At 51.7% G+C, this 14,448-nt stretch carries 10 protein-coding genes and 1 riboswitch; of the genes, 3 read left to right on the top strand and 7 right to left on the bottom strand.

The window, feature by feature from the left end; all coding sequences use genetic code 11:
• Positions 1-24 precede the first annotated feature (24 nt).
• From HFP08_RS16760 to HFP08_RS16735, 6 genes are all read right to left on the bottom strand, one after another.
• Positions 25-4,134: a fibronectin type III domain-containing protein gene (locus tag HFP08_RS16760; RefSeq protein WP_168121762.1), complete on the bottom strand. Its 4,110-nt coding sequence runs from the start codon at positions 4,132-4,134 to the stop codon at positions 25-27.
• A 46-nt stretch (positions 4,135-4,180) separates the two neighbouring features.
• Positions 4,181-4,281: riboswitch (cyclic di-GMP riboswitch) on the bottom strand.
• 338 nt (positions 4,282-4,619) lie between these two features.
• The gene (locus HFP08_RS16755; RefSeq protein WP_206109271.1) at positions 4,620-5,102 is read right to left on the bottom strand and encodes an ArsI/CadI family heavy metal resistance metalloenzyme; all 483 of its coding nucleotides are present in this window, start codon (positions 5,100-5,102) and stop codon (positions 4,620-4,622) included.
• A 1-nt stretch (position 5,103) separates the two neighbouring features.
• Positions 5,104-5,529, bottom strand: a complete 426-nt coding sequence (gene arsC, locus HFP08_RS16750) for an arsenate reductase (thioredoxin) (RefSeq protein WP_168121761.1) — start codon at positions 5,527-5,529, stop codon at positions 5,104-5,106.
• Positions 5,530-5,793: 264 nt separating this feature from the next.
• Positions 5,794-7,086, bottom strand: coding sequence for an arsenic transporter (locus HFP08_RS16745; protein ID WP_168121760.1), 1,293 nt, complete (start codon positions 7,084-7,086; stop codon positions 5,794-5,796).
• Between the two features lie 13 nt (positions 7,087-7,099).
• Entirely contained in the window at positions 7,100-7,414 is a 315-nt protein-coding gene (locus tag HFP08_RS16740) for an ArsR/SmtB family transcription factor (RefSeq protein ID WP_168121863.1), read from the bottom strand.
• A gap of 185 nt (positions 7,415-7,599) precedes the next feature.
• Entirely contained in the window at positions 7,600-8,466 is an 867-nt protein-coding gene (locus tag HFP08_RS16735) for an MBL fold metallo-hydrolase (RefSeq protein WP_168121759.1), read from the bottom strand.
• Positions 8,467-8,799: 333 nt separating this feature from the next.
• Between HFP08_RS16735 and HFP08_RS16730 the strand changes: the two genes are divergently transcribed.
• Positions 8,800-9,618: an SDR family oxidoreductase gene (locus HFP08_RS16730; RefSeq protein WP_168121758.1), complete on the top strand. Its 819-nt coding sequence runs from the start codon at positions 8,800-8,802 to the stop codon at positions 9,616-9,618.
• Between the two features lie 234 nt (positions 9,619-9,852).
• Positions 9,853-10,455, top strand: coding sequence for a TetR/AcrR family transcriptional regulator (locus HFP08_RS16725; RefSeq protein ID WP_168121757.1), 603 nt, complete (start codon positions 9,853-9,855; stop codon positions 10,453-10,455).
• Between the two features lie 141 nt (positions 10,456-10,596).
• Here HFP08_RS16725 and HFP08_RS16720 read toward each other — a convergent pair whose 3' ends face one another.
• Positions 10,597-11,406, bottom strand: a complete 810-nt coding sequence (locus HFP08_RS16720; RefSeq protein WP_168121756.1) for a helix-turn-helix domain-containing protein — start codon at positions 11,404-11,406, stop codon at positions 10,597-10,599.
• A 119-nt stretch (positions 11,407-11,525) separates the two neighbouring features.
• Here HFP08_RS16720 and HFP08_RS16715 point away from each other — a divergent pair, with 119 nt between their 5' ends.
• Complete coding sequence (locus tag HFP08_RS16715) at positions 11,526-13,748, top strand: rhamnogalacturonan lyase (protein WP_168121755.1); 2,223 nt, start codon at positions 11,526-11,528, stop codon at positions 13,746-13,748.
• Positions 13,749-14,448: the final 700 nt, after the last annotated feature.

Below are 14,448 nucleotides of genomic sequence, written 5' to 3'. Positions count from 1 at the left end.
TTCACTCCTTGCTTCCTGTATGCTTCATTTCACGACATAGGTTATTTTCGATGGATCATTGGTATTGGATAAGAAACGAATTCCGTTCACGAATGTGTTGCCGGTATCCAGCACCCGAATGACAATTTCCCCTGGAACAAATCGTTGAATAACAAGCTTCGCCTGCTCGATAGCTCCCGTCGATAATTCAGCCGTCGGGGTTATGGTGCATAGATCCAGCACTTCCACCTCGTCCGGGTTATAGGTGACGACAATTGTTCGGTAGGACGCCTCGGGCTTCGGAGGAGCAACCACAATCAGGTTGAACATCGTGTTCTCGCCTACGCTTGCCAGGAGCTCAGGAACCGTCTTCTTCTCCAGCGGCTGAGACCATTCGCTCGTCTGATCTCCCGTGCGGCTTCGCACGCGATAGACATGCATCGTGTTGGATTCGAGATTCGAATCCCTGTAGCTGCTCGCCGTCATTCCGCTTATAATCTCGCCGTCAAGCTCCAAATCGTACTGGGGATTGCCTGAAAGGGCGGTCCATTCCAGCAAGATAGAGTCGGTGGCTGCCGACGAATTCGTGAATTGCGGCACAGTCAGAGACGTATAACGAGATACCGCTTCGCTCCAAGGACCAGCTTCGCCTCCGCTCAGCGCCCGAACACGATAGGAATACCAGTGTCCGGAAGACAGATTTTCGTTCACATATTCAGTCATGTTGCCCACGTCGATTACGCTGCCATTAGCCTCTAACTCGTAGCCGTCAGCTCCTATAACAGCATCCCAGGTCAGCTTGATTCGATTGCTATAGGGCACCGCGCTTGTAATAACAGGCGTGCCAATGCCGGTTAATTGGGTGAAGGCTTCACTCCACTCGCCGGTTACCTGGGAATTAGTCGCTCTTATCCGATATACATGCCAGGAATTCGGCTCCAAGCCTGTATGCGTGTATTGGGTAGCGGAGCCCGCGTTCACGGCTGCCCCGTCCACCAGCAATTCATAGCTGTCGGCTCCGTCAACCGCATCCCATTGCATGGCGATGCTGTTCTCGGCAATTTGGAACCGAATCCCCTCAGGCTTCCCAAGCATGGTTATCGCCGTCACCGTCTCGCTCCATTCGCCGACTCCTCCCGCGCTGCGGGCTCTGATCCGGTACGTATGCTCGGAATAAGACGCCAAGCCTCCATTAACATAGCTCAATTCCAAGCCCGTATCTTCAATTCCTCCATCTACTTCAATCTCGTATCCCGTCGCTCCGATAACCGGATCCCAGGATAGAGCAATATCATGCTCCGTCGTTACGACTTGTATATTGACCGGCACATCGGCCAATGTGCTCCGCAATATAATTTCCGTCCAATCGCTCCATACCGTCCCATTGCCCGCGCGTACCCGGTATGTATGCTCGGTGTTGGGTAGCAGAGAAAGATGCACGAAGCTCGTATCTAGTCCAGTGTTGTGAACAACGCCATCCGCTTCCACCTCATATTCGGTCGCTCCGGTTACCGCATCCCACTCCAGGGAGATATACGTCCTCAAGCTCTCGGCCCGCACATTCGCCGGCACCGAAGGCAGCGTCATCGTCTCGACTGGCTCGCTCCATCCGCCGTCACCCTCCGAATTGCCTGCGCGAACGCGGTATTCATGCACCGTGTTGGGCGATAAGGATTCATGCCCATATTGCGTGCCTGTTAACCGCATGATCTGTCCGTCTACCTCAAGCTCGTACCACTCCGCCCCGGAAACCGCATCCCAATCGACGTGAACGGCGACGTCCGACGGGGTCGCCTTCAAGCCGCCGACCATACCCGGCAACGTCGTCTTGGCGAACAGCTCGGACCAGATTCCCGGTCCGCTGGAATTGACGGCCCGAATGCGGAATGTTCTCTGAACATTGGCATTCAAATCTTCTTCGACGTAAGACAGCTCCGAGCCAACGTTAATAATCGTATTGTCCGTTTCCACCTCGTAGGAAACCGCTCCCCTTACCTCATCCCAGTCCAGACGAATGGAGTCGCTCGTCGATTGAAGAGCAATATTGTCCGGAACACCAGGCAGCGTCCACACCTCATGAAGCTCTGACCACCCGCCATGCAAATCTCCGCTTGCTGCTCGGATACGGTATGTATGGAAGGTTCCCGAGTCCAAGGGGTTATGTGCATATTGCTCTACCGTGCTTTCGAGCGGCAATATAGCTCCGTCTACCTCGAGCTCATAGCCGTCTGCATTGAAAGCAGATGTCCACACCATCTCCATACCGGAGTCGGAAGGCACAACCAGCAAGCTCGGAATGGCGAACGGCCTGAGCTGCGCAGACGGCACAACCTCTTTGGAAATAACAGGACTCGACCACGACAGCTCGGCTCTTGGCTGATTGGTGCTTCCATTAAACTCCATGCGAATCTTATTCGCTGTTCCTCTCTCCAAATCAATCTTGCCGGTTTGCGTCTGGTTGCCGGTGACACTCCAGCTGTCAATGACAAGAGCATCGTTGATCCACAATCTCACGCCGCCGCGGGTCGCCGTTTCGAAGGTATAGGTTTCCGAGCTGTACGCTTCGAGCTCTCCGGTCCAGCGCACGGAGAATGTCCCGTCCGTTAACGAATCGGAGGACACGGGGAACTTCCCGTTCAGCGCAATTTGGGGATCCAGCACCGTCATTTTCTCTCCCGATAAGTTCGCACCTGTGAAATAATCCGCTCTAAGACCATATTGCGCATATTTCAACAAGGTTTGCCCCTCGTCTCCTACGCCCGAGGCGACGTCAGGCTTTTGATTGGATGTCAGGTCCCCGCCAATGGCCCACACGCCTCCGGTCTGCACATTCAAGCTATTGTTGACATGCACATTGCCCTTCACAAAGAAGTCGCCTTGCTCCACCGTCAGGTTGGCCGTCTCGTTATTCGACACCAGCTCGCCGACGGCCATATACTCCATGATGTTCATCGCTACTCTGGTATTAATGTGGAGACTGTTCTCGACGATCAACCGATTCGCCGATACCGTCAAATCTCCGCTATTGTAAGTGAGCGCGCCGACCAGCAAGTCGTCGTCAACCTCCACATTCGCATCATTATTAAGATGGACGGTTCCCGCAATGCGCAAGCTTGCGCCTCCTGTCCATTCAGGCTGATCAGGACTTATAATGCGGAAATCGCCGCCTTGATTCGCGTTCAAATTGCCGTTAACGATCAGTGTTCCATATACCGTTAAAGACAAAGCCTGATTCGTATTCATGCCGTCCACTATCAGGAAAACCGGCTTGCCCTGAGAACCGAAGGTCGCAGAATTATCCAGATTCAAATGTCCAGCGCGAATATAGGCCGCAGCACCGGAGCTATTAGCAATGGCCTGGTTGATCTGCTCCGGCGAGCAGCCCGAGCAATTCACCGCTTGATCGATGTAGGTCTGCCATGCCGCCTCTTTATCTGCAGCCTGCTCGTTCATGAAACGAGTGATTTCATTTGCCAGTCCAGGTATCGGAATAGCCGGAACGGCGCGGTGCTCGTTATTCTGGGCTCCGCCAAGCGCGAGTAAGTGTCCTGCGGTGGTATTGGGATCTGCCGGCCAGCCGATAGTCGGCGGAATAATCTCCTTCTTGCTCATCACAAGCGGCCTGACCTCTATGTACTGAAGCGATGTTCCTTCCGTCGCTCCTCCCGTCAGCGTCAGCCGACCGTCAGTTACCGCTACAGTAGTCCGCGATACATGCGAATCGCCGGCCGGCACATCTTCGGATTGAAACAGCGTCTGATTCTCAACCTGCAACGTGTTCATGCTGTCTCTGTCCACAGCGCCGACAGCCACATGCACCTCATAGTTGCCGTTCTCAACATCGATTTCCCAGCTTGCATTGCCTTTCAGGCGGATATAACTATACATCAGGGAAGTGTCGTACACCGCATAGGTAACCGACGTAACCGTCCGGGAGGTATGGGCCGTATCCCATCCATAGGAAGCATCGCCGCGATCGCCATAGCTTTCGCCGTAATCGGACAGATAACCATTAGCCTCTTGCACACCTTCCGCAATGAAGTTCACCTTGAATTCCTGCAACCCGGAGGATGCCAGGGCATGAACCGGAATGGCTAGCTGAAGAAGCAATATAGCGCACAGCATGCTTAGTAATACCTTAGATCTTGACATCATTTCTCTCATCCAACTCCCATTCTTGAAAATAAAAAAACCAAAGAAATGAGGCAACCCGGCTGCCGTAACACTCGTCGTTTCATGACGAATGTCCCAGGCCCGTGGCTTTGCGTCCCCGCCTTTCGGTCGGGTTTGCCGTTATCTAAAATCATTGGTTTCATACTTGCGGCTTACTATCAAAAAATCATAGTCTTATAGAACTACGACAAATACTGTTCGACACAAATTATCATATTCCTTTCTTTGATGACAAAAAATATATATATTTGTATATTTTTCGGATCCGAATACAAGCAAATCAGGCAGTGTTTCAATTAGGAATGGCGCAGATTCGTGTTGGAGTTCTATAAGGAAGCACACGCTCCGAAGGGAAACCGAAAGAGCCAAGACGCAGTAGCAGGATAATATTATTGACACTATCAAAAAAGCACTGCATGAGCCACGTTTGCAAGGCCCGTACAGTGCTTGAATATGAAGATCGAATATTAATGATTCTTCTTGCGGAAATCTGTAAGCTCCACATTAGCCTGAGCCGGAGGAGGAGCGCAGCAAAGGGAAATATCTCTGACTTCGCCGGCGGATTCAAATTCCGAATCCTCCTTGGTGAAAAAGATCTCCCATGCGTTGCCGTCCGGATCATGCACCCACACCTTGTCTTGCACGGCGTAGCAGCATGTGGTGTCTATCTCATCGATCAATAACAGGCCCGATTGACGAAGGCGTTCGCCGATGGCAAGCACAGTTGCGGTATTGGCAACCTGAAAGCCAAGATGGTTCAACACGCCTTTCTTCTCAAACGGTCGAACATTTAAGGAGAAATGCAGCGCGGGAGAGTCCAGCTCGAACTTGGCATAATTGTCTTTGACCTTCGCAGGCTCAGTCCCGAAGAAGCTGCGGTAAAAGGCTAGAGACTTATCCAAATCCGAACAATTGACGGCCACATGCATTCTCATAATCGAAGGATTCATCTTATTCACCGTCTCGAACAAAAGCTTCAATGCGTGACTTGATCGCGTCGCGTACGCTGCGGAACTGGGCCATGATCTCTTCTTCGGTGCCTTTCGCTTGGGCAGGATCCTCGAAGCCCCAATGCATCTTCGTCACATTAGGATTCATAATAACCGGGCAATGCTCGTCGGCATGTCCGCATAGCGTGATGACGTAGGTTGAGCGGTTCAAAATCTCCGGATCAATGACATTGGACTGATTGCCGCTAATGTCGATTCCAGCTTCCTTCATGACTTGAACCGCGCGAGGGTTCAGTCCATGCGCTTCGAGCCCTGCGCTTTTCACCTCGTATTTGTCCCCGCCGAGTGTGTTCATGAATCCGTCGGCGATCTGACTGCGGCAGGAATTGCCCGTGCACAGGAAGTATACCAGCGGTTTGTTATTCATTTCTCATTTCCCCTTTATGAAATGTATATAAGTTGAACGGAAGAATTCTACGTAGCTAGCGGAGAGGACAGATCATTCTGGAGAAGCGATAGCCGAAAGCTTTCTGTAAGAAAGCTACAACGTAAGCATCCGCTTTGACCTTTGTTCCCGAAATTTCAACCTCTTAATAAATTGAAGAAATTGGGGAACAACAGCGATCGGAAGATTGATCTGTTCTCGCAGCATCCTGCACGAAAGAACCATGAGTTCAACTTATATCGTTGGTTAATTCACGATCCTCAGCCACAGATAGAGGCCGGTCAAGGTGATCAGCAATACCGGAACGGTAAGAATGACGCCTGTCTTGAAGTACGCCCCCCAAGAAACCTTAACGCCCTTGACCTGCAAAACATGAAGCCATAACAAGGTGGCAAGGGAACCGATCGGCGTAATCTTGGGACCGAGATCCGAGCCGATGACGTTGGCATAGATGAAGGCTTCCCGCAGGATGCCGATTGCATTCGTGCCGTCAATCGCCAAGGCGTCGATCATAACCGTAGGCATGTTGTTCATCATGGACGACAAAATCGCGGCGATAAAGCCGGAGCCAACGGTCGCGACGAATAATCCCTGATCGCCGACCCACTCGAATAGATCGCCAAGCTCATCGGTCAAGCCGACGTTGCGAAGACCATACACGACCACATACATGCCGATCGAAAAGACGACAACCGCCCAAGGCGCGCCCTTCACCAGCTTCCAGGTATGAATCTCCCGGCTTTGCCTGGCCAGCAGAAGAAATACGATGGCCGCAACTCCTGCGATGATAGACACCGGCACTTCAATGAACTCGCTGATTAAATAAGCGACAAGGAGAACCGCTAGAATGACCCAGGAGATTCGGAATAATCGCATATCCTTGATGGCGTCGATCGGCTGCTTGACCTGGGCGAGATCATAGTGCTTCGGAATGCTTCGCCGGTAGAAGAGATACAGAACAAGCAAGCTGGCTCCAATGGAGAAGAGCGTCGGAACGATCATGCGGCTGGCATACTCCACAAATCCGATTCCGAAGAAATCCGCCGAGACAATATTGACGAGGTTGCTTACGACAAGCGGCAAGGAAGCCGTATCGGATATGAAGCCGCTCGCCATTATAAACGGAAGAATCATCCGCTCATCGAATTTCAATGCCCGAACCATCGCCAGGACGATCGGAGTCAGGATCAAGGCCGCTCCGTCATTCGCGAAGAAAGCAGCGACGGCGGCTCCAAGCAGAATGACATAGATGAACATCACCGTGCCGTTCCCCTTGGCGGACCGGGCCATATGCAGCGCAGCCCATTCGAAGAACCCGATTTCGTCCAGAATCAAGGAGATAAGAATAACCGCCACAAACGCCAAGGTCGCATTCCAGACAATCTGGGTCACATCCCATACATCATGGAAGCTCACAACGCCGCAGATCAGCGCAATGACCGCTCCCCCGCTGGCGGACCAGCCAATGTTCAGGCCTCTCGGCTGCCAAATGACAAATACCAATGTAATAAGAAAAATAATGGACGCAGTCGCTAACATAGAGCCTCCCCAACTAACAACAATCTTGCGGTTTCGCCGCCTTCACCTGTGCCTCCATGGAAGGAAGCCCTTCGATAATTTGCTTCAAATAAGGCTTGTCTTCCATATTCAAGGCGTAATACATCCACTGCTTGCGTCTCGTTTCGACCACAAGCCCGCCCCTCTTCAGCTTCTTCAGATGCTGACTGACATTCGGCTGCGTTGTGTTCAATATCGCGACAATGTCACACACGCACATCTCCCCATACCTGAGCATGGACAAGATGGATAGGCGGGATTTATCTCCAAGGAGCTTCATCGACTCCGCTACTTCGTCAATGCTTGCCATGTTGTCGGTTTCCAAACTAAGCTGCACCTCTTTCGTTGCGCATTCTTAAGACAATTCTTATTATACACATTCAATTATATAAGTAAATAGTTATATTAGTATTCGCTAATATAAAATAGAATAATTCTATGTTAACAAAAAAACCTTGAAAGGCACGAGGCCCATCAAGGTTTGCTGCTCAAAGGCTATTTGAAATAGATCAATCGCTCTCCAGGAACCATCATATGATGTTTTTGAGCGCGATAGGTTTGAAACAAATAGTCTACAAAATAGGCCGGGTTGTCACGATTATTGGGGAACATATCGAAATGAACGGGAATGAGAAGATCGGTGCCAATCTCAACGCCGAAGTCCGCCGCCTCCCGAAAGCTCATGTTGCCTACGATCCCTCGCGACGTTCTCGCATAATCCCCACCATTAATCGGCAGAAGGGAGATGTGGGGCCTAAATGCTTTGGCTTGCTCTAGCAGCTCCGGCGTGACAACGGTATCGCCGCTATGATAAATTCGCACCCCGTTCATCTCAATAAAATAGCCCAAATAACAGTGATTGCCTTCCGAGTCGGTCTCATACTGCGTATGCGCGGCCGCCACTGGCGTTATGGAGATCCCTCTGCCGGAAACGGGTTGAAGATGCTTTGCGGGAATGATACGGCTCGACTCCACCCCCGTCTCCCGAATCAGATGCGCATGCGTTGCAGGCGCTACGAATCGTGTGCCCGGATAGGACCGGTACACCCCTTCAATCGTAGGAAGGTCCATATGATCGCCATGGAAATGCGTAAGAAGGATCGTATCCGCTTGCAGCTCCTCAGCTGAGAGAGGCGGCGGAATTTCGCGTTTGAATTCGGTGTGGGGATTAGTCGTTTCAATCGAAAAGGTTAGATAAGGGTCTATGCAAATTACTTCATGGGAAGCGCTGCCTTTGATTAAAACTCCGGCCTGTCCCATGCTCCATAGGGCTACCCCGCCTTCAGGGAGCTTCGTTGCTTGTATTTCCTGCAGAAGCGCTTTTCCCGATTTATAGATCGGTATTAGTCCATTTACAGCCATTCCATCCTACTCCCATCCCAATGATTGTTCAGATTACAGATAGAGTTCCTGTATAGATTATACTATTTAATAACAATTTAACAGGAAGTTTTCGCATCCAGCACCCTCGCCAACTCTTTAACAAACTCACGAGGCTCCGTACTTGCCATGAAGTCTGGATTTGCATAAAGGAGACGGCATTATGCTGAGCAAACTGGAGGGCATCCTTTAAAACATCGCGAGTCATGATAATTGACAAAGCAAGGTGTTCGCATTATTATAGAATGAACATTCGATCTAATATTTAAATTAATAGAACGAACGTTCAATTTATATTAAATGGAGGTTTTGTTTATGAAAAAAACGGTATTCATAACAGGAACAAGCTCGGGACTCGGCAAATTGACTGCGATCCGATTCGCCGAGCTCGGCTGGAATGTCGCCGCGACAATGCGCACGCCGGAGAAGGAGACGGAGCTCTCGAACTACGATAACATCCAGATTTACAAATTGGATGTAACGAAGGTCGATCAAGTACAGTCTGCTGCGGAGAAGGCCATCGCCGAATTCGGTACCATCGACGTTGTCATTAATAACGCGGGAATGGGCGCGTACGGTCCGTTGGAATTTGCCGAAGAAGATGCGATCGATTGGCAATTCGCCGTGAATACACGAGGACCGATTAATGTGATTCGCGCGTTTCTGCCGCATTTTAGAACAGTCGGAGGGGGCATGTTCATTAATATTAGCTCCTTCATGGGGCTCACGACCGCCGTGCCGCTCGGCTCGCTTTATAATATGTCCAAGTTTGCTCTGGAAGGATTGACAGAAGGCTTGTATTATGAACTAAAGCCGCTGGGCATCGATCTTCGATTAATTGAACAGGGCGGCTCAAAAGGAACTAATTTCAAAGAAGGAATTGTTTGGAGCAAGAATGCGAACATTAATGTCTATGACGGCTTGATGGAGAAGCTCCTGCAAGCGATGAATGCAAGAGACGACGATACTCTGGATGATCCCAAAATTATCGTGGATGCCATTGAAGATCTGGCGACGAGAAGGAGCAACCAGTTCCGTACAGTGGTTGGAAAGGCGGGCAACGATCTGATGAAGCTTCGGAATTCCGTGCCGATCGAGCAATATTTGGAAACCATAGCCGACAATTTCAGTTGAAGCGTCTTGCCGATGTGTGAAGCGGAGGCTAAACTCGGATGACAAGCTGCCGCTTAATAGTCAACGACCACCGCCCCGCCCATGCGAACCGATGCCAGCCGCAGTCTTCCTGGTTTGTTAGCCGCTATAACGAAACTGACTATCCTATGCTTCGTTATTGACTGCACCGGACATCCCGAGTATGCTAACATTAGAATGAACGTTCGTTTTAATGGGCGGGAATGGAGGAGTTTTATGTTTCAAAACTATAACAAGGTGCAGCAAGCTGTTCTTGAGACGACGCTGAATATGATTATCCGCAAGGAGATCCAGGCTACCTCGATGGCGCTGATCGCCAAGGAATCGAAGGTATCTACAGGGAATATTTATCATTATTTTAAGAGCAAGGAAGATATTGTGAATGAATTATATAAAGCTATTGTTACATTTAACGGCGAGTACGTACGCGAGGGCTTAGGGCGAGGAGGCACGATTCGCGAGAGATTCGAGCTGGGCTGGAATCGTGTTGTCGAGCTTGGCCAAACCTATCCGCAAGGCTTTCAATTCATCGAGCAGTATTCCTTCTCGCCGTATATCTACGACGAGGTGAAGCAAGCCGTCTATGTGGAGGGCTGGTGCGGACCGATGAATAAGCTCTATGAAGAAGCCGTCCAGCAGGAGCAGTTCATCCCGCTGGACCCGAAAATCATGGTTCAGATGCACTACGGCGCGCTCGTCTATATGATGAAAGCTCATCTTCAAGGCAATATCGAGCTGACGGATCTCTCCGTGCGAGAAGCGATTGGTTCCTTCTGGAGAGCCGTGCGGCGATTGGACGCGGAGTCGGTAAGAAGCTAACCTTGCGCAAGTCAGCCCCATACCATATGCCCGATTGTCCGGCGTCCATTCCTATGGACGCCTTCCTCGATTTGGTTAACATCAGCTTAGCATCGCTTAGGAATGATTAGTAGGGAACTTACTTATAAGTAAGCATCATTGCTATGCGCGATAGCGCTTGCGGTATTGCAGCGGCGAGCAGCCGCTAATCCTCTTGAACAGCTTGTGGAAATGAGCGAGCGCCCCGATTCCGCATCGATCCGCCACCTCGAGCATCGCAAGATTCGTCTCTCGCAGCAGCCGCTGCGCTTCCCGAATGCGTACGAGCTGCACATATTCCGCGAAGCCGAAGCCTGTGCACTGCTTGAACTTGCGGCTCAGATAGTACGGGCTGATGAAGAAACGCTCCGCTACATCTTTCAGGAGCAGCGAATCTTCACAATTCGCACTGATGTAGGAGGCAATCTCCGACATCATTCGGTGAACGGCAGAAGGCTGATGCTCCTGTTGCTGGGACGACTTCGTCTGTGCTCGGAAGACCAGCAGCAGCAATTGCCGAAGCAGCGCTTCGAGCATCACGTCGCGCCCTTCCGCGTCGCCTTGCGTCTCGGCCACGAGCTCGCGCAGAATTGCCTCTCCCTTGAACTGCTCCTGCGGCGGCAGCGTTATGACGCCGTTGTGCCCGCAGCGCGGCAACCCGAACAACAGCGCATCCGTGAAATTGATAACAATCCGCTCATGATTTGACGTGCCCGTATCAATCGTGCGATGCAGTTCCTCCTTCTCCACGAACGCGAAGCTTCCCTGTCTCACCCGATAAGTCCGATCGCGAATGAAGAAATCGCGTTCCCCGCTGAACAGATAATAGAGCTCGTAGCTGTCATGGGCATGATGGCCCTCCATTGTGAAGCTGCCGCTTCGTATGCGGTAATCGATTTTGATGGTATTTGCATCGTTATAGAAGATGATCATGAGAGATGCTCCTGTTCTTTCGGCGCAGAATTTGTGCAATAAATGCGACTTTTTGAACATTTTAGGCAAGATTTACAGAAGATTATACCCTTTCATTGCGTTAGAGTAAAAGGATAATAATGAATGGAGTTGATTCCCTCATGCAGCTTGAATATCTGGATCGCGGCTTGGTCGCTATTGCTACTTCCGAAGGCGTCTTCCTCAGCTGGCGATTGCTTGGTCATGAAGCGACGGGGCATGGCGAGTCGGGCCTTACAGGCCGGGATTTCCATGTGTACCGGGACAGCGAGCTAATCGCGAAGGTGAGCGACAGCACCAACTATCTCGACAGCGGCGGATCGCCCTCCTGCTCGTACGCGGTAAGCGCCGTCGAGAGCGGACGGGAGATGGACCGCAGCGAGGAGGCGCGGCCTTGGGAGAACGGCTATTATGATCTTCCGCTGCAGAAGCCTGCGGACGGCGTTACCCCTGCCGGAGAAGCCTATAGCTATTCCGCCAACGATATGAGCATCGGCGATGTGGACGGGGACGGAAAGTATGAATTTTTCGTCAAATGGGAGCCTTCGAATGCCAAAGATGTATCACATTCCGGCTATACCGGGCCTGTCTACGTCGATTGCTACAAGCTGGACGGAACGCTGCTGTATCGTATCGATCTCGGCGTAAATATACGGGCGGGCGCCCACTACACCCAGCTCCTGGTCTATGATTTCGACGGAGACGGGAAGGCGGAGGTCATGCTCAAGACGGCTCCGGGCACGCGCGTTGTCAAGCGCGACCCGGGAGGCCGTCTGCTATCCGAAGCGTACATTACGATGCCGCCCGAGGACATCGCCGCCGGTTACGGCCACGCAGACGATTATCGCTGCAGCGCCGAGGACTACTATGAGCATATTGTGCAGCTGTTCCTCGGCTGGCATGCGCATGAGGAGGTGCTCGCCGGGCATTGGCCGGCTTCTCTTGAGGAGTGCTTCGGTATTGCGCGCGCCTGCAGCTATCCCTTGTCCCGCGCGGACGCGGAGCGACTCGCCGATTATTTCTTCGACGACTATGCGCCGAGTCGCAGCAAACGCAACAATCTGAGAGCTATCGAAGGCTTCATTCTGAAAGGCCCGGAATATTTGAGCGTCTTCCGCGGCGAGACGGGCGAGGAGCTGGAGACGATTCGCTACAACCCCGGACGTCATGACGACGGGCTGATGTGGGGCGATTATTCGTGGAATCGCATCGAGCCCGGCAACCGGGTCGACCGCTTCCTTGCGGGAGTCGCTTATCTGGACGGCAGCAAGCCCTATGCCCTGTTTGCGCGAGGCTATTATACGAGGGCTGTCGTTGTCGCCTATTCGTGGGACGGGGAGCAGCTTCGAGAGACATGGTGCGCGGACAGCGGCTGGGTCGCGATGAACAACCCGTTCGGCGACACGCTGCGCGAGCAGGACGGCCGGAGTCCGATATGGGGCGAGCTTGCCGGACAAGGCGCCCACTCCTTGAGCGTAGCGGATGTCGACGGGGACGGCTGCCAGGAAATTATTTACGGCTCGGCCACGCTTGATCATGACGGCAGCCTGCTGTACAGCTCGAAGGGTGTGCTGCCGGAAGGGAGTGCGGCTCCCGGGAGGCTCGTCAAGCTGGGACATGGTGACGCTCTTCATGTCGCGAACATCGACCCGGATCGACCCGGGCTGGAGATTTTTATGGTGCATGAAAGCGGAGTATGGGGGCCCTACGGCTACACGCTGCGCGATGCGGCTACCGGCGAGGTGCTGTTCGGGGGCTTCGCGACCGAGGATGTCGGACGCGGGATGACGGGACAGGTTGACCCCGATTATAAAGGAATGCAGGTATGGCCCAGCGAAGATGTGAAAGGCCCGGCATCCTTCGGCTTAATGACGGCCAGGGGCGAGCTTATGGATGCCAAGGCGCCGAGCACCAATATGAACATCAAGTGGGCGGCGAATATGACGACGCAGATTATTAGCGGAACCTTCGACTCGCCCGTGACGATCGAGGATTGGAAGCGCGGCCGCCTGCTGACGGCGGAAGGGGCGCGGTCCAACAACGGAACGAAGGGCAATCCTTGCCTGGTCGCCGATATATGGGGAGACTGGCGGGAGGAGCTTCTGGTGCGAACCGCGGACAGCTTGGCGATCCGAATCTACACAAGCACTGAGCTTACCGACCGAAAGCTGTACACGCTCATGCACGACGCCCAATACAGAACCGGCGTCGCCTGGCAGAACGTCGTCTATAACCAGCCCTGCTACACCAGCTTCTACCTGGCGTCCGACATCGATTGGGGCAAGGTGCCTCTGCCCGAGATGCATATGCCGCGGGCTAACTAATTCAACCGTCATACTCAACAAACGAAATTTAATTCTGGGTGTTACAGTCCATGGTTTCAGACTGAGCATCGAATCTTTTAAGCATTCGCCTAGTCCAACAACTACACAATAGCCGCAACCACGATAATAGCCCCTTTTAGATCAAAGGGGTTATATCGCATGCCTTGGTTGTATCGCATAGTAGCTCTTACACAAGTCTATCCCTGACGGTGTCATATCAATCAAATAATTTATCACTATTTACCTAACACTCGAGCTTAATATGAGACTAGGAACTGATGACATCACAGATTCAGTTGGACACAATATACCATCTCTATTGTCAAAAGAAAGTTATTGTCGAAAAAACAAGGAATTTATTGTAAAAAGTGGTTGATTTATTTCAAATGCATATGTTAACCTGAATCCGTGATGCCTTCGTTGCGGACTCTACTAGGATCTCCGAATTATGGAAAACAAGTTTTGAAATTTAGTCTATTCCGTCATTCACATGAACTACTGTGTGGAAAGTGCGCAACATTAGAGAAGCAGGGCATGTGAAATAAACCTCTTTTTTTACAGGAGGTGTTGTCGCTCGTGGTGGATTCAGTTTGGGGTCTAAGCAAATGCTTGGTAGATTCGCCGTACAGTTTGAAACCATGGACTGTAGCGCCCGAAATTAAATGTCGTTTTTCGAGCGTGTCGGCTTACTCTGGCTGCG

This window comes from Paenibacillus sp. HB172176 (genome assembly GCF_011947265.1).
Classification (GTDB): Bacteria; Bacillota; Bacilli; order Paenibacillales; family Paenibacillaceae; genus Pristimantibacillus.
This window is presented reverse-complemented; position numbering and strand designations above follow the sequence as displayed.